Annotated in this window: 18 protein-coding genes; 8 read left to right on the top strand and 10 right to left on the bottom strand. The window is 67.0% G+C overall.

The window, feature by feature from the left end:
* Positions 1-8: 8 nt before the first annotated feature.
* Positions 9-1760, bottom strand: a complete 1752-nt coding sequence (locus OZ671_RS03100) for a type I secretion system permease/ATPase (protein ID WP_268859364.1) — start codon at positions 1758-1760, stop codon at positions 9-11.
* 541 nt (positions 1761-2301) lie between these two features.
* On the opposite strand from OZ671_RS03100, the gene OZ671_RS03105 reads away from it, so the two are divergent.
* The 5 genes from OZ671_RS03105 (at position 2302) to OZ671_RS03125 (ending at position 8511) form a co-directional block, all read left to right on the top strand.
* Positions 2302-3153 (top strand): polysaccharide pyruvyl transferase family protein, encoded by an 852-nt coding sequence (locus OZ671_RS03105; protein ID WP_268859365.1) that lies wholly within the window; start codon positions 2302-2304, stop codon positions 3151-3153.
* Between the two features lie 12 nt (positions 3154-3165).
* Positions 3166-4026 (top strand): beta-1,6-N-acetylglucosaminyltransferase, encoded by an 861-nt coding sequence (locus OZ671_RS03110; protein ID WP_268859366.1) that lies wholly within the window; start codon positions 3166-3168, stop codon positions 4024-4026.
* Positions 4027-4173: 147 nt separating this feature from the next.
* Positions 4174-5250, top strand: coding sequence for a hypothetical protein (locus tag OZ671_RS03115; RefSeq protein WP_268859367.1), 1077 nt, complete (start codon positions 4174-4176; stop codon positions 5248-5250).
* A gap of 111 nt (positions 5251-5361) precedes the next feature.
* Positions 5362-5994 carry a class I SAM-dependent methyltransferase gene (locus OZ671_RS03120; RefSeq protein WP_268859368.1) on the top strand — a complete coding sequence of 211 codons (633 nt, stop codon included), beginning with the start codon at positions 5362-5364 and terminating at the stop codon, positions 5992-5994.
* Between the two features lie 24 nt (positions 5995-6018).
* Complete coding sequence (locus OZ671_RS03125) at positions 6019-8511, top strand: glycosyltransferase family 2 protein (protein WP_268859369.1); 2493 nt, start codon at positions 6019-6021, stop codon at positions 8509-8511.
* On the opposite strand, the gene OZ671_RS03130 is transcribed toward OZ671_RS03125, so the two are convergent.
* The 8 genes from OZ671_RS03130 to OZ671_RS03165 all read right to left on the bottom strand — a co-directional run bounded on the left by OZ671_RS03130 (position 8508) and on the right by OZ671_RS03165 (position 20139).
* Positions 8508-9797, bottom strand: a complete 1290-nt coding sequence (locus OZ671_RS03130; RefSeq protein ID WP_268859370.1) for a glycosyltransferase — start codon at positions 9795-9797, stop codon at positions 8508-8510. The genes OZ671_RS03125 and OZ671_RS03130 overlap by 4 nt on opposite strands.
* On the bottom strand, positions 9794-10726 hold the full coding sequence (locus OZ671_RS03135) for a SapC family protein (protein ID WP_268859371.1): 933 nt from the start codon (positions 10724-10726) through the stop codon (positions 9794-9796). Before OZ671_RS03135 ends, OZ671_RS03130 begins: the two co-directional genes overlap by 4 nt.
* Entirely contained in the window at positions 10723-11496 is a 774-nt protein-coding gene (locus OZ671_RS03140; protein ID WP_268859372.1) for a SapC family protein, read from the bottom strand. The genes OZ671_RS03135 and OZ671_RS03140 overlap by 4 nt, the downstream gene beginning before the upstream one ends.
* Positions 11497-11580: 84 nt before the next feature.
* Positions 11581-12705 (bottom strand): calcium-binding protein, encoded by a 1125-nt coding sequence (locus OZ671_RS03145; protein WP_268859373.1) that lies wholly within the window; start codon positions 12703-12705, stop codon positions 11581-11583.
* A 48-nt stretch (positions 12706-12753) separates the two neighbouring features.
* Positions 12754-13767 (bottom strand): hypothetical protein, encoded by a 1014-nt coding sequence (locus tag OZ671_RS03150; protein WP_268859374.1) that lies wholly within the window; start codon positions 13765-13767, stop codon positions 12754-12756.
* A 189-nt stretch (positions 13768-13956) separates the two neighbouring features.
* Complete coding sequence (locus OZ671_RS03155; RefSeq protein ID WP_268859375.1) at positions 13957-15153, bottom strand: Hint domain-containing protein; 1197 nt, start codon at positions 15151-15153, stop codon at positions 13957-13959.
* Between the two features lie 810 nt (positions 15154-15963).
* On the bottom strand, positions 15964-18651 hold the full coding sequence (locus tag OZ671_RS03160; protein WP_268859376.1) for a glycosyltransferase: 2688 nt from the start codon (positions 18649-18651) through the stop codon (positions 15964-15966).
* 27 nt (positions 18652-18678) lie between these two features.
* The gene (locus OZ671_RS03165) at positions 18679-20139 is read right to left on the bottom strand and encodes a DUF6212 domain-containing protein (RefSeq protein ID WP_268859527.1); all 1461 of its coding nucleotides are present in this window, start codon (positions 20137-20139) and stop codon (positions 18679-18681) included.
* Between OZ671_RS03165 and OZ671_RS03170 the strand changes: the two genes are divergently transcribed.
* The 3 genes from OZ671_RS03170 to OZ671_RS03180 all read left to right on the top strand — a co-directional run bounded on the left by OZ671_RS03170 (position 20132) and on the right by OZ671_RS03180 (position 22958).
* Complete coding sequence (locus OZ671_RS03170; RefSeq protein WP_268859377.1) at positions 20132-20518, top strand: hypothetical protein; 387 nt, start codon at positions 20132-20134, stop codon at positions 20516-20518. The two genes, OZ671_RS03165 and OZ671_RS03170, sit on opposite strands and share 8 nt — an antisense overlap.
* 557 nt (positions 20519-21075) lie before the next feature.
* Positions 21076-22158, top strand: a complete 1083-nt coding sequence (locus OZ671_RS03175; protein ID WP_268859378.1) for a FecCD family ABC transporter permease — start codon at positions 21076-21078, stop codon at positions 22156-22158.
* Positions 22155-22958 (top strand): ABC transporter ATP-binding protein, encoded by an 804-nt coding sequence (locus OZ671_RS03180; RefSeq protein ID WP_268859379.1) that lies wholly within the window; start codon positions 22155-22157, stop codon positions 22956-22958. Before OZ671_RS03175 ends, OZ671_RS03180 begins: the two co-directional genes overlap by 4 nt.
* Before the next feature lie 3 nt (positions 22959-22961).
* Here the strand turns inward: OZ671_RS03180 and OZ671_RS03185 are convergent, their stop codons facing one another.
* Positions 22962-23759 (bottom strand): AraC family transcriptional regulator, encoded by a 798-nt coding sequence (locus OZ671_RS03185; protein ID WP_268859380.1) that lies wholly within the window; start codon positions 23757-23759, stop codon positions 22962-22964.
* Positions 23760-24081 lie beyond the last annotated feature (322 nt).

Raw genomic sequence — 24081 nt, forward strand, 5'->3', positions numbered from 1 at the left:
CGATTGTCTCAAGCGGCCGTGGACCCGGCCTCGCCCACCGTACTCTTCTGCTGGCCGATCTGGCGGACCGGCTGGCCGAGCGAGAGGCGGCTGACGACATGATCACGCGGGCCGAAGGCATGGACGGTCCCGCTGTTCATCACCAGCACGTGGTCGCAATAGCTGAGCATGTTCAGCCGATGCGTCACCAGAATGACGATGGCGCCACGGTCGCGCAGGGCTTCCAGCGTCTCGGCGAGTCCCTTCTCGCCGATCGCATCGAGATTGGAGTTCGGCTCGTCGAGCACGATCAGGCTCGGATCGCCATAGACCGCGCGCGCCAGGGCGACGCGCTGGCGCTGACCGCCGGAGAGGACATGGCCGGTCGGGCCGATCCGGGTGTTGAGCCCGTCCGGCAGCTTGCCGACGATGTCCTGGATGCCGGCGAGCTTCACCGCCTCGATCACCTTGGCGTCGGCGTCGCCGCCGAGCGGATCGAACCGCGCGATATTCTCCGCGAGCGTGCCCGGCAGCAGCACGACGTCCTGCGGCACGTAGCCGATATGACGGCCGAGCCTGTCCTGGTCCCAATGGGTCAGGTCATGGCCGTCGAGCGTGATCGAACCCTTGCGCACACCCCAGGCGCCGACCAGCACCTTGGCGAGCGAGGACTTGCCCGCGCCGCTCGAACCGACCACCGCGGTGATCGTGCCGGGCGGGACTGCGAAGGACACGTCGGTGAGCACGATATTGTCGCGGTCCGACGGGGTCGCGACGATGCGCGACACCTGCAGCGGACCGTCCGGCGCCGGCAGCGCGATCTTGGCCCGCGGCGGCCCGATCTCGCGCAGCAGCCGGTTGATCCGGTCGATCGACATGTGCGCGCTCCAGAAGCTGCGCCAGTTGTTGGCGATCGCGTCGACCGGCTGGATGGCGCGGCCGACCACCATGACGGCGGCGAAGATGACGCCCGGGCCGACCTGCTCGGCCAGGAAGAGGAGGACGCCGACGCAGAGCATGATCGGCGTGTAGAGATGCCGGATATATTTGAGCAGCGAGGACGGCAGCGCCGTGTGCCGGCTCGCCGCCTCCTGCCAGCCGAGGCCGGTGCGCACCTCGCGCCGCCAGCGCTCGGTGAGCGCGGGCATCATGCCCATGGCGCGCGCCGGCTCGGACGTCGCCATGACGGTGCGGGCGAATTCGCTGGCGCGCGAGGATGCGACCAGCGACTGCCGGACCTCGTGGCGGGCGGCGCGCTGGGTCCAGTAGGACAGGCCGACGACCACGAAGCTCAAGGCGAGCAGTGCGCAGCCCATGAGCGGGTGGAACAGGAAGACCGCGATCACGATCAGCGGCACGAAGCACAGATCCATGAACTGGATCGGCAGGTTGCCGGAAATGAAGTCGCGCAGGATCGCCAGGTCCTGCACCACCATGGTGCGGGCATCGGCGTTCAGTGCCTTGGTCTGCCGGTTCACCGCGTCGAAGACACGGGTGCTGATGCTCTCGTCGAGTGCGTTGGCGACTTGGGAGAGGATGCGCAGGCGCACCACTTCGAGCGCGGTCCAGATGACGGTGAGCGCCGCCGCGATCAGCGACAGGAAGACCAGGGTGGAGATGTTCCGGCTCTGCATGACCCGCTCGAACACCTGGTACATGTAGATGGACGGGATCAGGAACAGCACGGTGATGATCGCGCTGAACACGAGCAGCGCGGCGAGAGCCGGCCGGAATTTCGGCAATTCCTGCCGGAGGAAATGATCGTCGGCGATCAGACTCACAGCGACGTGTTCCTTCGCTTCGGGGCGCGACCGGCGGCATGGGCATGGCGGCTCCTGATGCGCATCCGGCGCTGTCAGGAACCGTCACTCGGCCCTGCCTCCGAACAAATGTCGGGTGCCTTCGACAAGCAGTCCTGCCGGAGGATTAAGGCCAAGATTGGGGCGAACATGGCACGGGTGTGACATAGTTCGACAAATGATACCGCCACCGCCGGATAAATTTTTGGAAATACTTCTATATTTTCTCCAGAAAACAAGCTTGTGACGGGCCTTCACCATAACGCGCAGCGCCTCTTCTGCTCAATCCCCGATGGACAACGCCTGCTGCATTGCCATAATGCGCGTCCTGGAACGGTGTCCTGAGGCTGGGCGGGTTTAACAAATCCGACACACGGCAATGGGAAAAGCGGCCAGGCCGAACGGGTTTGAAGCTCCCTCCCGGGCTCGATCTCGCCTTGTCGCCCGGCTTCTCAATGACGTCCTGACACGAATCGAACGGCCGCTTCCGGCCAATTCCTGAGGAATGAGGCTAATGGATCGAATGAACTCCCGTTGGCTGAGGCAGTACGAAGCCATCGAGTTGTTGCGCGAGTTTCGCAATACCGAAGTGCTCTACCTGCCGAATTCGGGCAATGCGGGCGATTCGCTGATCTCGACGGCGACGATGCAGCTGTTTCGCCGACTGAATATTTCCTACCAGCCGATCACGCTCGAGGCCAATGTCGACGGCAAGGTCGTCATTCTCGGCGGCGGCGGCAACTTCATACCGCTCTATGCCACCATCCGGAACGCCCTCACCCGCTTCGCCGGACGCGCCAAGCGCATCGTGCTGCTGCCGCACACCATTCGCGGCAATGAGGATCTGATCGCCGACCTGCCGGCCTCGACGCTGCTGATCTGCAGGGAAATCCCGAGCTACGACCACGTCATCAACGTCAATCCCAAATGCGAGGTGGCGCTCGCCCACGACATGGCGTTCCACCTCGATCCCGAGGAGCTCCTCATCAACGATCCCGACGCTGCCGAGTTCCAGACCGTCTTTCTCGGCAAGCTCGCCGAGGCCGGGACCACCACCACGGACCTGTCGCGCCGCACGGAAATGCGGTTCTTCCGCCTCGACGGCGAATCGACCGGCAAGCACGGCGGCGGCGACGTCGACATCTCCTCGCTGTTCGAGTTCGGCGTCTGGCCGCGCAATTCGGAGAAGTCGTCCTGGTGCTTCGTGGAGGCGATCAGGATCGCGCAGGCCGTCGTCACCGACCGCCTGCATGTCAGCATCGCCTCGGCAATCCTCGGCAAGCCCTGCAAGCTCTATGACAATTCCTACGGAAAGAACCGGGAGGTATTCCGGCATAGCCTGCGCCGGTGGAGTTCGGTGTCCTTCATGGACTGACCGGGGAGCCAGATGTCCGCCCATTGCATCATGATCCTGGCGCACCGCGCGCCGAAACTGTTCAAGCGGCTCGGCGCCCGGCTCGCGCCCGACTTTGCCGTCATCGCCCATGTCGACGCCTCTGCCGACCGCGACGCCTTCGCCACGGAGGACATTACGCTGCTGCCGCGGTCGCACCGGATCCGCTGGGGCTCCTACGCCATGATCGCCGCGGCGCTCGACCTGCTGCGTCACGGCCTGACGCTGGAAGGGACCGAGACCTTCACGCTCATTTCCGGCGATACCTATCCGATCTGCTCGCCGCAGCGGCTGAAGGAGATCCTCGACCTCAGGATCGACTGCATCGATTCCGACCTCGTCGCGCCGACGTCGGAAACCGCGCAGAGAATCGTCAACACCTATCTGCCGGACACCCGGATCGGCGAGCTGCGCCCCGGCATGCATTTCCTGCACCGGCACCTCGACGAGGACCTGACGCAGCTGGTCGCCGAAGCCGAGCGCTCGCGCCTCGCGCGCCCCGCCTTCCTGAAGGACTACCGCTACGCCAAGGGCGCCCAATGGTGGTCGCTGACCCGCGCGACCGCCGAGAAGATCCTCGGCCTGGTCGCCGAGGATCCCCGGCTGGTCGAGGCCATGCGCTTCTCGGCAATTCCCGACGAAGCCTTCTTCCAGACCGCCATTGCCAGGCTCGGTCTGCACGAGACGATCCGGCCGAGCCTGGTGCTGGCCAAATGGGACACCGTGCCCGCGCCCTACACGTTCGAGAAGGTCGACGACATCGTTTTCCTGAAGGACCAGAAGCGGCCGCTTGCCCGCAAGTTCGGCGATGCGTCCGACGATCTCGTCGCGCGGATCGAAGAGGAGCTCTGGTAGCGCGCCGGCGGCTCGGGAGACGCGCTCGTCGCGGCGGCCACCGGCCGGGCGCCGGACGGAGCCTCAAGCAAAAGCACGCTTTTCGCCGCCCTCCCGCCACGCAACGCGGCCAGAACAGCGAAGTGGGGCATTAGCGAGAGTTGAGACATGCGGTTCCGATTCCTGCTCGTCGCGGCGCTGATCCTCACAGGTCTCGCCGCTCAGCCTGCCAAGGCCGACACGCAAGGCGTGGTGATCGGCGTCAACAGAGTGAACCTGAACGGCCTGCCGCCAGCCGAGCGCGAGCGGATCATCCGCGAGATGGTCGCCAACGGCGTGAAGGTGGCGCGACTCAACATTGTCCGGCCGACGCCGGAAGGCATCCAGACGCTCAGGATCGCCCAGGCGAACGGGCTTGCCGTTATCCTCAACATCGGCGTCCTGGCGCCCGAATACATGCGGGCTGACGCGCCGCAGCGCCCGGCGATCCGCCGCTTCAGCGCCCGGCCGCGGCTCTCGCAGCTCGACCCGGCCCGCTTCGAGCAGCGCTTCGCGGCGCTCTGGCACGAGATCGAAAGAACCGGCGTCAGCCTGGTGGCGGTGGAGTTCAGCAACGAGCTGAACTGGGCCGATTTCAACGGCGATCTCAATGTCGGCGAACGCGGGACGGTCTATGATGCAGCCTCGCTCGCGCGCATGCCCGGCCTGAGCGATTTCGAGCGCGGCCTCGACAATTATGTCGGCGTGCTCAAGGTCGCCCGCCGCCTGCGCGATGCGAGCCAGACCTTCGCCCGCGTTCCGATCCTGTCGGCCGGCATTGCCGACATTCCCCCCGACTGGGCCGGCCGTTCCGGCGGCGACGCCGTCGACGGCGCGGTCTTCCTTGCCGCCCTGAAGCAGCGCGGCCTGTTCGACCTCGTCGACGGCATCGGACTGCATCTCTATCCGGAGGGCCGGCAATGGCAAGCGCATCTGCGCCGTCAGATGACGCTCTGCGGCACCGGCGGACCGGCGCACGCACCGTGCTGGATCACGGAATGGGGCGTGAAGAACATGGATACGACCTGCCCTTCCAACGACCAGGCGCGGGCCGAACAGGTCCGGCAGATCGAAGCGGAATTCCTCGCGCAGGCGCGGGCCGGCCGGGTCAAGGCGCTGATCTATTACGACTGGGACAGCGACCGCCGCTTCAGCATCTGGCGCTGCAACCAGCTGACGCCCTCGGGGCGGATCGTGCTGGACTAGCGCTCCATGGTCGATTCAAGCGATCGGCGGTGGAACCAGGGCCGGGCTGCTCGGGTTGAGAGAGATCCCGGCCGCGCTCGGCGATCCATTTGATCTTGAGGGAACCAGCACTTGGACGGCATCACCGAGACGACCCGAAGCGTGCTCCATGTCGGTTGCGGCGCGCCGGGCATCGAGCGTCTTCACCCGATCTTCCACGCGGCCGAGCGCTGGCGCGAAGTGCGCCTGGACGTCGATCCGCGGGTCGTGCCGGACATCGTCTGCTCCACCACCGACATGCGCCGGGCGGTCGTCGACCAGAGCTTCGATGCGCTCTGGTCCTCGCACAATATCGAGCATCTCTACGACCACGAGGTGAAGCTCGCCCTGGCCGAATTCCGCCGCGTGCTCAAGCGCTCCGGCTTCGCGCTGATCCGCTGCCCGGACCTACAGGCGATCCTGGAGACGGCGCTGGCGGGCGGTATCGAGACCGTGTCCTATGTGGCGCCGGCCGGCCCCGTGACACCGCTCGACATGCTCTACGGCTTCCGCCCCTCGATCGCCCGCGGCAACGACTTCATGGCGCACAAGACCGGCTTCACCGATCTCAGGCTCGGCCGCCTCCTGATCGAGGCCGGCTTTGCCGAGGTGAGGACCAAACGCGCCGCCTTCGACCTGTGGGCAGTTGCGGTCGCCGATGCCGGGCGCACGCAGGAGGTGCTCGACCAGCTCGCGGCGAGCGGCACCGAGTTCGACACGCCCTAGGATCCAGGATGAGCGCGACCGGCCATGGCGGATAAGACGGCGAGCGCGGCGCGGGCCGGCACGGGCAGGCCCGCCGGCGTCTGGCGGCCGGCGGCATTTGCCGGCATCAGCGGCCGGAAGGAGCTCCGCCCCGCCGACCTGCTCGCGCTCGCCCGCGATGCCTTTCGCCGCGCCGACTACGCCACCGCCTGGCTGATCAGCGACCGGCTGGTGCGGATCAGCGGCGGCGCCGATCCCCTGCCCCTGGTCCTGCGCGCCTCGGCGCTCGCGCGCCTCGGCCATGCGGCGCGCAGCAGCGAGGATCTTGCCCGCGCCGCCTTCGCCGACCCCTCGGACCGGTTCGCCAACGAGGCGCTGATCGCCTCGGCCGACATCGTGGCGGGCGAAAAAGCGCTCCTGCGCCTTGCCGCTGCGACCGAACCGCCCGCCCCCTCCTCGCTCGCCGCCCATCTCCAGCGGCGCGGCAAGACGGCGCTGATCCGCTGCGAGGCGGACGAAGCCGGCATCACCCTGCTCGGCCTTGCGACCGCGCTGATGACCCTGCGTGTCGGCTGGTCCGGCGAACGGCAGAGCGACGCCATCGACCTGGCCCTCGCAACCCCGGGGGCGGACGGCCAGCCGCCCTATATCGGCCAGGTCAAACTGGCCTGGCCCTCGGACGAGACCGCGGTCGCCTTCACGCCGGACCGGGCCGACGTGCTGGTCCATCCGGCGACCGTGCTGCGGCCGGCCGAGACCCTCCCCTCCCTGGCCGCCGCCGCAGCCGCCGCGCCGGGACTGATGGTGGTGGTGCCGGTCTACGACGACGCCGATGCGACGCGCGCCTGTTTCGCGGCGCTGCTCGCGAACCTGCCGCGCGAGGGTGCCGTGCGCGTGATCGCCGTCGACGACAAGACGCCCGATCCGGCCATCGCCGCGTTCCTCGACGTGCTCGCGGCAGAGGGGCGGATCGTGCTCGTCCGCAACCGCGTCAATCTCGGCTTCGCCGCCAGCGTCAACCGAGCCCTGGCCATGCGGCGGCCCGGCGAGGATGTGGCGCTGGTCAATGCCGACACCGTCGTGCCGCCCGAGGCTCTGGCCCGGCTGCGCGCCATCCTGCACCGGCGGCGGGACATCGGCACGGTGACGCCCCTCTCCAACAATGGCGAGGACACCAGCGTGCCCTGCCGCTTCCGGTCGAGCCCGCTCGGCACGGCGGAGGATGTGGCCGCACTCAATACGCTGGCCTGGCAGGCGAACGGCGAGACGACCGTCCCCCTGCCGAACGGCGTCGGCTTCTGCATGCTGATCGCCGCGCGGCTGCTGGACGCCCAGCCCTATCTGCCGACCGCCTTCGGCCGCGGCTATTTCGAGGACGTCGCCTATTGCCTCGCCGCACGCGAGCTGGGTTTTGCCAATGTCTGCGCCACTGGCGTCTATGTCGGCCATGCCGGCTCCCGCTCGTTCCAGGACGACAAGCGCTGGCTCGTGCGACACAATCTGGAGCGCCTGAGCCGGCACTTTCCGGACTATCGCGCCGAGACCGACCGCTTCTTCGCCAATGATCCGCTGCTGCCGCAGGCCGCACGCCTGGAGGCCGCCTGGCTCGGCCGGCAACGCGGGCTCGGCATCGTCCTGACCGACCGCGCGCAGGACCCCGCCACCATCCGTCGCGCCGCGGCGAGCCTCGGCCTTCCGTCCGACCGGCTCCTCTTCGCGACCATCGCGACCGGCGAGAGCGGATCCCTGCTGAAGCTGCGCGGCGTCGGCCAGGCCATGCCGCAGAATCTCGACCTCAGGCTGGATGTCGAGGCCGAGGCCGCCCAAGCCACGCGATACCTGTCGCGCGCGGCGGCGGTGCTGGCGGTCGACCCGCAGCACCTGCCGCAGGCCGCGGTCAGCCTCGTTCGCAAGGCCGGCGTCCGGCCCGCCGCGCTGCTGACGAGCCATGTCGGCGGCCTGTCGCTCGGAGCCGGCTGGACCGATCGTTTCGCTCCGCGCCACGTCCCGACCGAGCGCCTCGCCAGCCATCTGCGCAAGACCGGCCTCGGTGTCTCCCTGGTCGACACGCGGCCCCTTCTGGTGCCGGCGCCGCGCCGGCCGCTGCGCGGCGATGTGCTCTATCTCGTCCTGGCGGCGGGCGAAGCTCCGGCCGACCGCCTGATCACGCGGCTCAGCGCGGCGCTCGCCGCCGCTCCGAAGATCCCTTTCACGCTCGCGGTGCTTGCCGAGCCGACGGCCGAGCGGCTTGCCGATCACGTCGCCTGGGTCGGGGCGATCGACGATGACGACCTGGTCGACTGGCTGCATTTTGCCGGCCATGGCCCAACCCTGTTCGCCTCCCGCCGCCACGGCATCGCCGACGAGCGCACGGAACTGTGGGCACAGGCCGGCATCCCTGTCGCCTTTTTCGATCCCGAGACGCAGGAACCGCAGTCCGAAGGGCTGCAATTGCGGCTGCCGCACGATGCTGCAGACGATGCCGTCGCGGCGACGGTGCTGGCCTGGATGGCCCGGCTGACGCGCCGGGCCGGCTAGCTGGCGCGACGGGCTTCCTCGGGCGTCGTGACACCGATCGTGTCGAGCAGGGTGTTGGACAGGACATAGTCCTGCAGCAGGCGGATGTGGGTCGGCCAGATCACGCTGTCGAAATCGTAGTTGGCGCGGACGGTTTCGGCGGCGGCACGCCGGAGCGGCACGTAGCGCGCGGGGTCCTCGAGGGCCGCGACGACCGCGGCGGCGATCTCCCCGATGCCGAAGAACGGCACCAGGACGCCGTTGACCCCGTCCTGGATCATCTCGGTGACGGGCGGCGTGTCCGAGCCGATGATCAGGCAGCCAAGCGCCATCGCCTCCAGCATCGACCAGGACAGGACGAAGGGGTAGGTCAGATAGACGTGCGCCGAGGAGACCCGCAACAGCTTCAGGTACTTCTCGTAAGGCAGGTGGCCGAGGAAATGCACACGGCTAAGGTCGAGCCCGCCGCCGAGCTCGGCCACCATCGCCTCGCGCCAATTGGCGTGGCCCTCGGGCCGGATACCGTAGGAAATATTGTCCTGGCCGACGATGCAGATGCGTGCCCTCGGCCGCGCCCTCAGGATCTCGGGCAAGGCGCGCATGAAGATGTGGAAGCCGCGATAGGGTTCGAGGCTGCGGGCGACGAAGGTGACGATCTCGTCGCCGGGGGCGATCGGCGCGCCGTTGATCTGGCCGATCCCCTGCCCGGCGAGCTGCTGCAGCCGCGCAATGTCCAGCCCGTCGTGGATGACATGGATCTTGCGGTGGAATTCCTTCGGGAACACCGTGCGCTGCCAATGGGTCGGCGCGATCGACAGGTCGGCATCGACGAGCGCCAGCAGGGTCGCCGCGTTGCGCAGCGAGATGCGCACCTCGCCGTCGACGCCGAAGGCCGGGAACTCCTTGTCGAAGCCGACATCGGCGCCGAACGGCCAGTAGTAGAACTCCGAATAGCTGCAGATGGTCGCGCCCGGAAACAACGAGCGCAGCGGCAGCGCCTCGCCCCAGCCGGGATGGACATAGATGAGCTTGGGGTGGAAACCCTGAAGCTTCAGAGCATTGGCGGCATAGATGATCTGCTCGCCGCGCCGGGCCTCGATCTCGAAGCGGCGCGCGAAGGCATGAACCTGGGCGAGCTCGCGGCCGGAGAAATTGTACTTCTGCACCTCGATGCCCGGCATGCCGGGAGCGGTTGCGAGAGCAATCGCCTTGACCCGGATGTTCGGATAGGAGGCGAACCGCTGCGCGAGATTGCGGAACTGCGCCGGGAAATTGTTGTGAACGAACAGGATGTCGATGCCGTTCATGGCGAGGCCGCGGTGCTCCTGACAAAGTCGTCGAACGAGAAGAGGGCGCTGTCGTCGAGGCCGACGGAAAGGTCGAGCGGCGATGCCGGCCCGTGATCGAACGGAACCGGCCGGATGCCGGCGAGGTTGGCGGCGAGCGGCGCCTCCGCAGCCAGGCTGTCGCGCGTCAGCCAGCGCCTGGAGAAGCAGATGGCGGCGGCAAGCTCCAGCGGACAGCAGGCATCCGAGGTGAGCGCCATCAGCCGATGCTCGGACAGCGCCAGCAGCGCGTCCTGGCTGATCGAGTGCAGCGCGCCGAAGGTCGCGTCGGCGGGGGTGGCGAGCGGCGCCAGGAGGTCGGCCGCCATCAGCACCTTGACCGCATTGCGCAGGCGCGGGGCACTGCGGGCGAGCCGGTCGAGCATGCCGAGAATGGTGGCATAGGACGGGCTGGGCTTGCCCTTCTCGCCGAAGATCACCTGACGCAGCGCGGGGTCGGTGCCCTGGCCGGCCAGGTCGGGACAGATTTCGATGGCGTTCTGGGCGAGCGCCGCACCGTTGCGGAACGGCAGGCTGCGCAGCGCCAGCGGCGCATAGGGCGGGCGCCAGCGGCCATCGGGGCCGACCAGGCGGTGGACGACCATGCCGGAATGCATCACCACGACGAGGCGCGGACCGCCGGCGTGCATCTCCACCGCCAGCGGACAGAAATGGGCGAGCGCCATGAACTCCGTATCGGCGATCGGCAGGACACCGACCGTGTCCAGCCAGCCGAAGCTGACGAGCCGGTTCCAATGGCTGAGCCCGGCCTGGCGCAGCGGTACGAAGGCAAGGCCGCCGGCCGGCGCCGGCGCCGCTGCGATGGCATCGGTCCTGACCGTCTCCGCGGTCACCACCTCCGGGTCCAGCCTCTCCGTCATTGTCGCGGTGGTCATCGTCTCGGTCGTCATGGCAGGCTCAGCGCCTCTTCCAGCGGCGCGGGCGCCGGTACCGCCGTCTTCTGCACGTCGCGGCGGGCCGCGGTGAGCAAGGCGCTCATGCGAAACAGCGACAGCCGGTGCACGGCAAGAAGCAGGCCCGCCTCGGCCCCGTGCTCGGCGATGAGGCCGTGCAGAAGCGGATCGTCGAGGCGGCTGGTGGCCAGGATCAGCAGGTCGTCGAAACGCGCCCTGCGACCGCGGCCGAGATCGAGATCGACCGCCCAGGGCTCGAGCAGGCCGTGGTCGCCGAGCGCGCGGGAGAATGCGGTCGTCGCCGGCAGGCCGCGCGCCACATCGATGGCCAGACGGGCCCGCGCGAGCGCCGCCGGCGTGAACTTGCCTTCGGGCGTCAGCAGCGGCGCGCCAATGTCGGTCGGCTTGTCGCAGATGACCCGGTCGGCCAGCACCTGGCGCTGCTCGATGCTGTCGCGGTCGGGAACGACGAGCGGGAAGGCCTTGAACACCAGGGGCAGGCAGTCCTCGCGATAGCTGGCATCGCCCGGATAGCCCTGGCCGTCGTCCAGCAGGCTGCGGAAGACGACGAGGACAGGCTCGCCGCTCGCGTCGCGCCGCCAGCAGAGCGGAAACCAGCGCGCGAGGTCCTGCGCCTCGGCCATGATGATCGGGGCGAACTGGGTGGTGCGGACGATGCCGTAGGCGGCCTGCGCGAAGATGCGATGATGCCCCCAGCTTGCCTCCACCGGGGTCGCCTGTTCGTAGAGATGGCGCAGAAGTGACATCGATCGCCGGTCCGTGAAATGCATGAAAGAGAGGTCCGGTGAGGACCTCTCTTCGCATGCTGGCGTTTAGGAAAACCGCGACGATCAGGTCGTGGTCTTGAAGACGATATTCTCGACGTCGAAGATCTTGAGCGTATCGCCGTTGTTGAAGGTGATCTCGGTGGTCGAACCGGACACCGTGATGCCGCCTTCGGCAATGTCGCTCTCGAGATGATCGATGTAGAGCGTATCGCTGCCCGAGCCGCCATAGATCGTGTCGTGACCGATCGAGCCGCCCTCGGCATTGGCATAGAACGTGTCGTTGCCAGCACCGCCGTGCACCGAATCGTCGCCGCCGAAGAAGCTGATCGTGTCGCTGCCCGAGCCGCCGTCGATGACGTTGTCGCCGCCGCCACCGTTGATGGTGTCGTCGCCGGCACCGCCGAGCAGCGTGTCGTTGCCCGAACCGGCCGTGATCGTGTCGGCGCCGGAGCCGCCATCGACCGAGTTGTCACCGGCACCTGCGTCGATCGTATCGTCGCCGGAACCGCCGAGGATCGTGTCGTTGCCGGAACCGCCGAGGACGGTATCGTCGCCGGAACCCGCATCGATCGTGTTGTCGCCGGAACCGCCGTCGATGCTGTCGCTGCCCGAGCCACCGTTGATGGTGTCATCGCCCGCGCCGCCCAGCAGCGTGTCGTTGCCGGCTCCGCCCGACAGCGAGTCGTCGCCGTCGCCGGCGGAGATCCAGTCATTGCCGGATCCGCCATCGAGCGTGTCGTTGCCGGTACCGGAGATGATCGTGTCGTTGCCGGCGCCGGCATCGACCTGGTTGTTGCCGTCGCCGGCAACGAGGTAGTCGCTGCTCGAACCGGTCGAGTTGATCGTGTCGTCACCGGCACCGGTCGCGACGAGCGTGGAGCCCGTCGCCTTGACGTCGACGTCGATGCTGTTGGTCGATTCGAAGATCACAAACTTGTTGTCGCCGGTGATCTCGACCGGTCCGGTCGCGTCGCCCTCATAAAGGAGGAACTCGGCATTGTTGGACTGCGAGGGGTCGCCGATGAACAGGCTCTCCCCGCGGCCAAGCTCGCCGGCCGGGCTGTCGGCGTCGAAGACGCCGCCGTCCTGCAATCCCTTCAGGATCGCATCGACGTCCGCCTGTGAAAACGTCCCTGTTGAACTCAACTTTTCATTCAACTGGGCTTGGGTGTAGTCGTAAGTTGCCATGGCGGCACTCCCTTCTATACCAAGCGATCAAACCCGCGCGGCCTGGTCTCACCGGATCCGCGAGGCCTTGAACACGCGCACGCGTCCGGCCGAGCCGGTCGCAAGACTTCCCAAAGCGTCTCCCTGATTGACCCTCTCTACAGCCCGCCGGACCGGCAGAACCGCCCCGGGCTGCATCGTCGGGGCCTGCACTCCTGGCTGGCCGACCGCCCGCAGCGCGAGACGCAGGCCCACCAGAGGTTCGTTGCCGGTCGGCCCCGACAGCTCGATGGCATTGCCGAGCCGGGACACGATCGGTGAGGCGAGGAACAGGGCGTCAACCGACAGCTGGAATGCCGGCGCCGCGCGTCCGATCAGCGAGAAGGACAGCGTTGTGAGCGGCGCGGCACGGCCGCGCGTGCCGATGAAGGTGCCGGCCGGAGAGACCGGGAAGGCGACGGGCGCCCGCGAACGGGAGGACCCCGACATCATGATGTCGAGATCGGGGGCGAGGCGGCCGAGTCTCAATTCGATGCCTTCGATCGACATGGGGACCTGCGGCCCACAGATCCATTCGCCATTGCCGGCGAGGATGTCGCCGCGGCGCGAGACATGAGCCAGGATCTGGAAGTCCGTGAGTGCATCGACGGAGACCAGGGCCGGCGCGGCCGGGATGGACGGCATGGCAGCCCTCTCGGGTTCCGCCGCGCCGACCACCATGCGCTCGATGTGGATTTCCGCATCGAGGCTGCCGCCGGGCTGGACCGGCACGACCTCGAGCGAGACCATCGTGTCGCGCTGCGCGCGGATGACCGTCGCGGTGCCGGGCTTCGGCAACGTCTGCTCCGCCCGCTCGGCGAGGTCGATCAGTTCCGCGCCGGAACCGTGCGGCACGGACAGGACGAGACTCGGAGCGGCACGCCCGCTCTTCGAGGCGGCGTAACGAACGATGACGACCCCACGCGGAATGCGCAGATCGCGCCGTTCGCTGCCTGCAGGTCGGTTCGAACGCGAAACCAGCACGGGTGCCCCCATCACGTTGTTGCGCCGGACATAGGCTTCACGCAGCCCATGTCCGGACATCTCCAGACAAGACCAGCCGACAATCGAAGGCTCTTGTTGCGCTATGCGACGACAGAATTGGCAAAAGCCCGGATCGCCTGCGCCGGAGCGCGAGCAACAATCCCGTCCTTGCCAATGGAAACGAGCTTTCGACAGCGATTGACGCGAATCGAAAGCTCGTTCCGGCTCAGAACAGTCGAAGTCGGAAAATCAGGCGGCGGAAGCGAGCCGGCTATTCAGCCGGTCGCGGATTTTGTCGAGGGCGGGGCCGCCATCGACGAGCGTGAAGCGCCGCAGGCGCGAAGCCGGCTCATCGGCCTCGCCGTAAAGCGCGGCATATTGGGAATAGTTGGAGAACATGCGCCGGTTGCCCTGCTCCACATAGCTCTCCGTCGCCGCGCCATTGGTGATGATCACCTGCGGCTCGTCGAATTCGAGATGGAAATAGTCGACCCGGTCGAGGTCGCGCGCGACGCGAATGCTCTCGCCATCGACCAGGAGCCCGGCCGGGACCAGCACCTGATCCACGAGCACGGCATGTTCGGGTGAAACCATCAGATCCCGTGCGGGGCCATGGGCACCGAGCGCGCCGGCGCTGATCAGCACCGGCCGGATCCTGTCGTTGGCCTCCAGGAAGCTGCGCGAATAGGCGCGGCGCCCGACCCATTTGACGCGGGCCACCCGGCCGTCGATGGTCGAAACCTCGTCGCCGATCGCGATCGCCTCGACAGCGACCTCGCCGCGCGGCGTGCGCACCAGCGTGCCCTTGACGAGACAGGCCACCTCGATGCGGCTCGCCACCTGCTGAACCGTGGCGTCGCGCACCGTGATGGTGCCGCTGGTGGTCGTGATCAGGACGTTGTCGCCGTCCTGCGCGATCGAATAGGAGGTCAGATCGGACAGCTCGATCCGATCGCCGTTGTCGAAGCCGACGATCGTATCGCTGCCGAAGGAACCGTCGAAGACATAGCGGTCGCGGCCGGCACCGCCGTTGAGCACATCGTCGCCTTCACCGCCGTTGAGAATGTCGGCGCCGGCACCACCATTCAGAACATCGTCGCCTGCGCCACCAGACAGCACGTCGCGGCCCGCGCCGCCGTTGAGCACGTCGTCACCGGCGCCGCCGATCAGGACATCGTGGCCGGCGCCGCCATTGAGGACGTCGTCACCGTCGCCCCCGTCGAGCCGGTCGTTGCCGGCCCCGCCGTGCAGGACATCATCGCCCGCACCGCCGTTGAGCTGATCGCGACCGGCGCCGCCGAAGAGTTCATCGTCGCCGTCATCGCCGTTCAGGATGTCGTTTCCCGCCCGGCCGTAGATTGTGTCGTCTCCAGATCCCCCGTTGATCACGTCGGCACGGGGGGTGCCTCGCAATTCGTCGTCTCCGCTGGTTCCGTCGATCGCCATGGCTTGGACTCCCTATGTGCGATGCAAAAAGAGCGTGAACGCACCGAATGTCGGTACCTGACAAAACGCTAACAAAACACTGCAGTACTGTAAAGCGGATACATTGTGGTCGAATGTGACCATACTGCGACAACTTTAGATAAATAGCTGCCACATATCGTACCATGCTACCTTTAGTCCATTAAATACATTCTAAACTTATGTATATATCAAGAATATCCATTTTTTATGCTTGCCTCAATGTCATGTCTTTGTCATCTCGGTATTCTTCGCCACGAAAATCCGCTTCTCGTCACTGACGCATATGCAAAATCAGCTTGTTAACGACCTTATAGATGGCGATGATAGGTATATATTGCTCAAAACAGCACAAATATCTTTATACTCAAGCCTTATAGATCAAATTCTGAATCACTATTACACATAACGTGATCCATTACGCAGTGTTCGAAAATCAGAAATTGCTGCGGCGCACGCAAAGCATTCACGCGTGTCGAGCCCCCTCTTGCGGAAGCCGCGCGCCAATTCTCGCCCAGCCATGGCTGCTCCTCGACTTCGTTTTCCGGCTATTGTTTCATTTCGAGCGAAGCCGATTTCTGTTCCCTCACAAGCCGTTGCGGCGACAGGAACGATCCTTTCCAACACCGCTTCGACGGTTCCTGGGGCCAAGACTTGGCATTATCAATCATCTGCAGGGCGAAACCATGACGGAAACATCGCCGGCTGTGATTCGACTTGGCGACAAGGCGCATGACCGCGAGCCGGCTAGGAACACCAGCCAGGGCAGGACGCCGGCCGGCGCCGGTCGGATCAGGCCGCGTCGGCCGCGGCCGGAAACCAGCTGCGCAGCTGTTCCAGGAACGGCGCGCAGCTCTTCGTCCACTCCGCCTCGGAAGCGCGGACGATGGACTGCTCGGCGAGTGGCAATAGCCGCGTCGGGTCGCCGGCAAAGACCTTGATCCGCTCGAGGAACGCCTCGGCCACCGCTTCGTCCGGACCGTCGGGGATGACGAAGCCGTCAATGCCGTCGTCGATCAGCTCGGCGACCGCGCCGACCCCCGTCGCAAGCGGCACGCAGCCGAAGCGCTGCGCCTCGATGATGGCGAGCGGCGCGCCTTCCCAGCGCGAGGTCATGATCAGCACGTCGGCATCGCGATAGACGTCGCTCAGCTTCTGCGGATCGTAGATCGGATCCTCGACGGCAACGCCCAGCGCGCCAAAGGCGCTTTTCCAGCGCTGGCGGCCGCTGGCATTGATCAGCTCCGATCCGATCAGGCGCCAGGACAGGTCGAGCCCGCGCTCCTGGCCGGCCTTGACCAAGGCGAGCAGCCGCTCGACGCCCTTCTGCGCGTCGAGCCGGCCGGCGAACAGTGCGCGCAGAGGACGTCCCTGCGTGAGGGCCCGGCGACGACGCGTCAGTTCGGCCGCCGGCTGATAGTCGGGCGGCGTATAGGCGCCCGCATTGGCAATATGGATGACCTTCTGGTCGGGAACGCCCATGCCGTGGAACCAGTCCTTCAGGGCCTGCGAACAGGTCAGGATCATGTCGTGGGCGTGCTCGAAGCCGAGCGTCAGATAGGGGTGGCCCACCGCCCGGCCGAAATAGGTCTGGTCGATGACGTGGACATGCGACACGGTCTTGACGCCGCGCCGGCGCAAGGTGCCGAGCACGGCGTTGAGCGGCGCCACCTGGCAATTGATCAGCACGTCGAGCCGGCCGAGAAAGCCGATGACCTTCTTGGCATGGGCCGCCTCGTCCCATTCCATGCGCAGCTCATGGCCCATGAAGGGGCGCGAGCCGCCCCACAGATTGTAGCCAGGCTCGTTGAAGAAATTGATGCTCTTGAAGACCGCGGCCTGCCCCTTGTAGGTCTTCACGTTGGACTTGCCGAAACAATAGAGATGGACGTCGCAGCCCCAGTCCTTCAGCACCTTGGCGACGGCGAAGGCGACGCGTTCCACGCCGCCATAGGCGGCGATCGGCAGGGCGATGCCGACCTGCAGGCGGTCGGCAGGGCGGATCATCGGCAGCAGGCTCTCGGCCGCCAGATGCGCCTCGATCAGCGCCGGCCGCTTCCTGACCGCCGGATAGTAGGGCTCGCGCCAGCTCCAGCGCGGCCGATCGGTCAGCGACAGCCCGAGATCGTCGGCCATTTCGATGGTCGCCATGACCGCCATCGGCGCGGGCAGGTAGTAGCGCGAGAGGAAGCTCTCGGCGATCGGCACGCGCACGGTCATCTCGATCACCCGCGGCGCGGGCCGGCGCTCGCCGAGCGAAGCCACCCAGTCGCGCGAGGGATCGGTGATGCACTGGAGCAGGATATCGCGCGAGGCCACCCAGCCGTGGACACGCCGCGGCATGTCGCCGTCCTCGCCAATGGTGCGGAACTCGATCGCCATCTCGTCGGCGGACGAGACGAAGCGCAGGCACAGGAAATTGGCCTGGCCTATGGTCTTCTCGATATTGTGGAACAGCGTCCAGGCGAGGCTCGTGCGCTTCAGCGCGTCCAGCAGCTCGCGCCGCAGCCAGACGACGGTTTCCGGTGCGCCGTAGCTGTCCGGCTCGAACAGGCCGCGATAGAGCGAGGCGACGACGAGATCGTGCGACAGCACAGGATGATCGGCGACGGGATCGGTGAAGACAGCGGCCTGGTCGGTCGGCGGCGAAATGCACAGGAAGCGCGGCGCTTCCTCATGTTCGAGCCGGATCAGCGCGCCGGTTTCGAACAGGGCCGGATGCTTCTTGAACATATATTGCCGGATGCCGGCGATATCGCGCGCGGTATCGCTCACCATGCTCTCGCCGCGCATGCGGTATTCGAAGCCGAAATGCGGATTGTTGACGCCGGTGAACCCCTGGTCGAGGCACTGCAGCCAGAACTCCCAGTCCTCGCAGCCCTGCTTCATCGCCTCGTCGTAGCGAATGCCGGCGTCGAACACGGCGCGTGCGACGAGGCTGCCCGCCTCGCAGATATTGTCGAAGAGGAGATGGACCAGCTTGGAATAGGCGCCGGTATAGTTGCCGTTCCACTCGGCGCCGAACTTGTCGACATTCGGATAGACCCAGCCGATGCCGCCGTCCGGATCGAGCAGCGCCAGCGATGAGGCGAGGGTCGTCGGGCTGATGCGGTTGTCGGCGTCGAGGAAGTAGATCGCCTGAACCGACGGGTAGTTGGCGACGACGTGCTCGATGCCGTGGTTGCGCGCCGAGCTGAGGCCGCCATTGACCTTGCGCAGATAGACGACGTCGTCATAGGCCATGGCGAGGCTCGCCCCCATGACGGCGGTTTCGACGAAGGGGCAGCCGTCGTCGACGATCACCGTGACGATGGAAAAATCGGCGTCCTGCGCCTGCACCGACTGCACCGCCTCGGCCAGGAAAACCGAATGCTTGAACACCGGGATGACCACCGCGACGCGCGGGCCGGCCAGCGGTGCAGCCGCAAGCGGCGCCGGCGTCAGGCCGGTCATGTGATCGGGCATGTTCAGGCTGTCCACGGGCGACACCTCCCGTCCAATGGCACGTCAAGCGATCTCGACGCGCGGCCTGACGAACTTCGCCCAGGCGAAATCGGGCGAGGTGTCGTCCGGCATGCGCGTTGCCAGGAGGAGCGAGCCGCCATCGGCGCCGACCGGATCCTGGAGCGACAGGGAAATGGTCTGTTGCTGCCCCGGGCCGACAAAGACCCAGTCCGACATCCGGAACGCCGACGAACCGTTCCGGCCGGCCCCCATCATGTGCATGTCCATCTGCTCGACCGCCTGGGCGCCGATGACGCCCAGCCGGAAGCCGACGGTCTGCGCCGCGGGATTGTCGACGACGATGTCGGCGGTCAGCCGGATCGCGCCGGGCGGCACGCAATGTTCGCAATAGGCGATGGTCGGCTCGTCCTGGCGGGGATGGACCAGCACCGCGCCCTCGTCCTCGATGAGGCGGAGCAGCTCGAAATCCTGATCGGAGCTTTTCGGCACGAGCAGGCGCGCGGCGGCAAGCCGCTGCAGCGGAATGGCGAGCCGGTTGAGCCGCGGCGGCGGCGCGCGCGTCTTGCCGACGACGTCGTCGGCGAGGAAGGTCAGCGCGTCATGGCGAAGCTCGATGCCCGGCAGCGCGATGAACACCTTGAGGGCCAGCGACCGGGCGCTCACCGGCTCGCCGGCCGCCGTGGAGAGCTGGTAGAGCGGCAGCGGATTGACCGCGCCGAGCGACAGCCGCGTCCGGCCGACATCGCCCTCGCTCCAGACGACGAGATGGGCGCTCTTCGGCAGCCCGCCGAAGGTCCGTTCGAGGCCGAGCGTCATCCAGCCGCGCTGCAGGAAGGCGACCGGGATCCGCCAGGTGCCAATCGTGCGGTTCAGCTCGGGCACGGCCAGTTCGGCCATGAAATGGCCCGTCGCCTCGGTGTCGGCCTCGGCGACATGGAGCCCGACGGCGCCCAGCGTCTTGGTCGAAACGGGCAGATATTGCCGGCGTTTCGGGCGATTCCCGGCAAGCCTGAACTCGCTGAATGCCAGCGCCTGCTCGGGCTCGCAGACGAAGGTCTCCTCGAGCATCGGCACGACGCGCTCGGCGAGATAGCGCTCGACGCCGGAAAAGCTCTCCTGCAGGGCATCGTGATGGCGGCGCAATTCCAGGAGATCGCGCGTCTGCTGGCCGATCAGCTTGGCCTGCAGCGCAATGAAGCCCTCCAGGCAGTGCGCGACGCCCAGCATCATGGTTTCCCAGGACGGCTGGTCCTCGAGCACCACGATATCGGGAATGATCGGCGCCTTGGCCGCGATGAGCCGCTCCTGGACGCGTTCGAGCCTTGCCGCGTCCGCCTCCGACCAGCCGACCAGCGCCACGCACGGCGTGTTGAGCACCGCAGCGAAGGGAAAGGGCTGCTGCAGGGCATCGACCAGCTCGCCGTCGGCATCGACGAAAACCGGATCGAACAGGCTTTCCGTCGGGCTGGAGACGATCTCATCGACACGCGCGGTCGTGATCACTGCCAATCGCAACATGCTTGAGCCTGCCATCAACGCCTGTCTGCCAAAGCCTGAAGTCGTGCCGCCACACCGATCATCGTCGGACCGGCACAACGAACTCAAAGCCGTTTCCGGCGCGGCCGCCCCCTCGATCGTCTCGATGGAGCGCTCGCGCCGAAAGCGGCACGCCTGTGGGGGCGGCACAAAGACCGGCCACCCGTGTCAGATGTGCTCTATCACTCCCCAGGGACGCTTTTGGTTCCAAGCCGGCCGATGGAAAAACGCATCCGCCGCCCTCGCCGCAGCGATCCTGGCCGTCACGCTGTGTCGTTCTGAATCGGCCAAGACCATCCGCTATATCGCCGAATCTTTCAAGCACTTCCTTGATCATTTCACGTAGGTGCTACTCTACCGCGCCAGAGCGAAGTATTTTCTATTTTATTGGCACTGCTTCACACAATCTTCCTCACCATTGCGTGACACAGTTTTCATCAAATACGGTGTCAATGCGTCGCTTTGGTGACAGGCTTCGCTGATTAAGCTTTGTGCAGGCCGGGCATGCAGAATCAATAGTTGGCACTGTGGCTGCCTAGAGACCACACGGATCGGTGAAAAAGTGAGCGAAAAAGATCCCGCCGCAGGACCGCCAGCCTGTCGCGGCGATGCCGCGACGACCGCCGCCCGACCAGGACCGGGGGGCTCGGGAGCATTGATGGCGCCGGCGCCGGACCGGACTGCGGCCGGGTCCGCGTGCGATCGGCGGCGGCGCCTCCCCCGTCTCGCCCCCGCGGACCGACGGTCGCGGCGGCGGCGCGCGCTCGCCGTTTCGAACCATTCGAGGCTGCAGTTTCGAACGGTTCGAAGGTCACGGCAGAGCCGCGCCCCGCGGCCTTGAAGACCCGCGAGATCCTGGGCTATGGCTCCGCCCTGCGGTAACAAGGTGGGACCTTCGCCAGCATGAACGGCCAGAGCCTCGGCGCGCACGGCGTCGCCATTGCCGGCAAGGAGGCCGTGCTCCTCAGCTATGGCCGGCTCGTCCGCCGGCGCATCGCCATCGTCGCGGGGCTTGCCGTTCTGCTCGTCGCGGGTTTCCTGCTCGATCTCGTCACCGGCCCGTCGGGCATGGCGGTCAGCGAAGCGCTGACGGCGCTGCTCGATCCCAGCGCGGTCAGCCGCTCGACCGCGATCATCGTCTGGGACGTGCGCCTGCCGCCGGCGCTGCTGGCCCTGTTCGTCGGAGCGGCGCTGTCGCTTGCCGGCGCGGAAATGCAGACCATCCTCAACAATCCGCTCGCGAGTCCGTTCACGCTCGGCGTCTCCTCCGCCGCCTCGCTCGGAGCCGCCCTCGCCATCGTGCTCGGCATCGGCCTGCCGGGCATTCCGCAGGCCTGGCTGGTGGTCACCAATGCCTTCCTGTTCGCCTTCGGCTCGGTTCTGCTCCTGCAGACGATCGCCGCCTCGCGCAGCGCGGGGACCGACAGCCTGGTGCTGTTCGGCATCGCCCTCGTCTTCGCCTTCAACGCCCTGGTCGCGCTGATCCAGTTCGTCGCCTCGGCCGACGCCCTGCAGCAGCTCGTGTTCTGGGGCATGGGCAGCCTGACGCGCGCCTCGTGGCCGGCCATCGGTGTGCTGGCGGCGGTGCTGACCCTGACCTTCCCGTTCTCGGTGGCGGCGGCCTGGAAGCTGACCGCCCTGCGCCTTGGCGAGGATCGCGCCCGCAGCCTCGGCGTCGACGTCGGGCGCCTGCGCTTCAGCGCGCTGTTCCGCATCAGCCTGCTCGCCGCGACCTCGGTCGCCTTCGTCGGCACGATCGGCTTCGTCGGCCTGGTCGGGCCCCATATCGCACGGCTGCTGATCGGTGAGGATCATCGCTTCTTCCTGCCCGCCAGCGCGCTGACCGGGGCGCTGGTCATGGCGCTGGCCGACGCCGCCTCGAAGAACATCGTGCCGGGCGTGCTGCTGCCGGTTGGCATCGTCACCTCGCTGGTCGGCCTGCCGGTCTTCTTCGCCCTCATCCTGCGCCGGCGCGAACGCACATGAGCTCCACCGGCTTTCCTCTCGCCGTCCGCGACCTCGGCGCCGGCTATCGCAACCGCAAGGTCATCGAGAACCTGTCGCTCGAGACGATCGCGCCGGGCAGCTTCACGGCCCTGGTCGGCCCGAACGCCGCCGGCAAATCCACCCTGCTGCGGGCGCTGGCCGGGCTGGTGCCGGCCACCGGCTCGGTCCGGCTCGGCGACACCGAGCTCATGGACCTGAAGCTCGCCGAGCGGGCCTCCCATGTCGCCTTCATGCCGCAGACCCTGCCGCAGGGCGCCGAGCTCACCGTGCTCGAGGGGGTCATCGGCGCGCTCAAGGCCTCACCGCTCGCCGAATTCGACGGCGGCCTCGCCGCAGCCCGGCGGCGGGCCGTCGACGTGCTCGATCGGCTCGGCATCGTCGACCTTGCGCTCGAAGGCATCGGCCGGCTGTCGGGCGGCCAGCGCCAGATGGCGAGCCTGGCGCAGGCCATGGTGCGCGCGCCGAAGCTCCTGCTGCTGGACGAGCCGACGAGCGCCCTGGACCTGCGCCATCAGCTCGACGTCATGACCATCATCCGCGAGCTTGCCGCCGAAGGCCGCATCGTCGTGGCCGTCCTGCACGACCTGACCCTGGCGGCTGCCCACGCCGACCATGTCGTGGTGCTCGATCATGGCCGCTGTGCCGCCCAGGGCACGCCGGATGCTGCGATCACGCCGGCCCTGCTCGGCCAGGTCTATGGCGTCGCGGCCCGGGTCGAGCGCTGCTCGCGCGGCCGCCTGCACATTGCCGTCGACGGCCCGGCGGCGACCGCAGCCTGAGATTCAGGCCCGCTGCAGCGGCGCCGGCGCGGCCGCCTTGCTGATCGTCCGGCTCATGGTCCGGCGCATCATGTCGCGCAGCGCATTGGTGCTGCGATAGCCGGCCGTCTCCGCCGCCAGCCGCAGCGAAACACCGTCGGCGCTCAGCGTCAGCGCATGCAGCATGCGCAGACGCCGCCGCCATTCGGCGAAGCTCAACCCCGTCTCGGCGCGGAAGCGGCGCGTGAAGGTGCTGCGGCTGACGCCGACGACCTCCGACCAGCCGTCGAGGTCATGGGCCAGCGAAGGTGTCTGGATCAGCTCCCGGCAGAGCTTGCGCAAAGCCTTGTGCTGGGGCACCGGCAGGGCGATCTCGATCTCGGCGGCACGCCCGATCTCATCGGCGACGAGGGCGGCGAGGTGGCCGCCGCGGCCGGCGGGATCATAGAGCAGCGGGCCCTCGGCCAGTGCCTTCAGGGCGATGTCGAGCAGGTCGGACACGGCAATGACGCGGCAATCGCGGCTCATCGTCCCGTCCAGGATCTCGTCCGACAGGAAGGCCGCGCGCATCGATACGCAGCCATAGGCGGCAAGCTCGTGCGGCACGTCGGCAGCCACCAGCAGCGCGTGCCCGGCCGGCGCGGTCCAGGTACCGTTCTCCGTATTGAGCACCAGAAGCCCGCCCGAAGCATGCAGAAGCTCGGTCCGCCGATGGCTGTGCCAGCGCGTGCGGGCACCGCTCGCGAACGACTGGTCGAGCACGACCACGGGACGCGGCGTGTCCTCGTCGAGCGGCAGCTTGTTGACCCGTTCCGCCGGCATCGGCTGACCCGTTCGCGGTGGCATCGCCCTGAGCGTCATTTGCGTATCGATTTTGACCCGATCTCGGTGAAATATGATCCACGTGCGAAACGGGATCAAGGCTAGAATAGTGACGGGCCTCATCTGATTAGAATCTGTCAAATGTAAGCCGCTGCAAAGAATAAATACAAGACACGAACCCGATATCAGCATCAAGAATCGCGACATGCCTTCCCCTCGGCCGTATCTTCGTGCGAAGCGCCTGAACAAGCAGAACAGATGCAAGTCAAAGATCGCCCTTTGCGGCACGCTTTCACTTGCTTTATTCGGCATCGAAGCGACC

The sequence above is a fragment of the Phreatobacter sp. AB_2022a genome (genome assembly GCF_026847585.1).
Lineage (GTDB): Bacteria > Pseudomonadota > Alphaproteobacteria > Rhizobiales > Phreatobacteraceae > Phreatobacter.

Excerpts from the sequence above, each read along its gene's own strand:
- OZ671_RS03105 (WP_268859365.1), top strand. The coding sequence starts at position 2,302 with ATGAACTCCCGTTGGCTGAGGCAGTACGAAGCCATCGAGTTGTTGCGC.
- OZ671_RS03110 (WP_268859366.1), top strand. The coding sequence starts at position 3,166 with ATGTCCGCCCATTGCATCATGATCCTGGCGCACCGCGCGCCGAAACTG.
- OZ671_RS03115 (WP_268859367.1), top strand. The coding sequence starts at position 4,174 with ATGCGGTTCCGATTCCTGCTCGTCGCGGCGCTGATCCTCACAGGTCTC.
- OZ671_RS03125 (WP_268859369.1), top strand. The coding sequence starts at position 6,019 with ATGGCGGATAAGACGGCGAGCGCGGCGCGGGCCGGCACGGGCAGGCCC.
- OZ671_RS03130 (WP_268859370.1), bottom strand. The coding sequence starts at position 9,797 with ATGAACGGCATCGACATCCTGTTCGTTCACAACAATTTCCCGGCGCAG.
- OZ671_RS03135 (WP_268859371.1), bottom strand. The coding sequence starts at position 10,726 with ATGACGACCGAGACGATGACCACCGCGACAATGACGGAGAGGCTGGAC.
- OZ671_RS03140 (WP_268859372.1), bottom strand. The coding sequence starts at position 11,496 with ATGTCACTTCTGCGCCATCTCTACGAACAGGCGACCCCGGTGGAGGCA.
- OZ671_RS03145 (WP_268859373.1), bottom strand. The coding sequence starts at position 12,705 with ATGGCAACTTACGACTACACCCAAGCCCAGTTGAATGAAAAGTTGAGT.
- OZ671_RS03150 (WP_268859374.1), bottom strand. The coding sequence starts at position 13,767 with ATGTCCGGACATGGGCTGCGTGAAGCCTATGTCCGGCGCAACAACGTG.
- OZ671_RS03155 (WP_268859375.1), bottom strand. The coding sequence starts at position 15,153 with ATGGCGATCGACGGAACCAGCGGAGACGACGAATTGCGAGGCACCCCC.
- OZ671_RS03175 (WP_268859378.1), top strand. The coding sequence starts at position 21,076 with ATGAACGGCCAGAGCCTCGGCGCGCACGGCGTCGCCATTGCCGGCAAG.
- OZ671_RS03180 (WP_268859379.1), top strand. The coding sequence starts at position 22,155 with ATGAGCTCCACCGGCTTTCCTCTCGCCGTCCGCGACCTCGGCGCCGGC.
- OZ671_RS03185 (WP_268859380.1), bottom strand. The coding sequence starts at position 23,759 with ATGCCGGCGGAACGGGTCAACAAGCTGCCGCTCGACGAGGACACGCCG.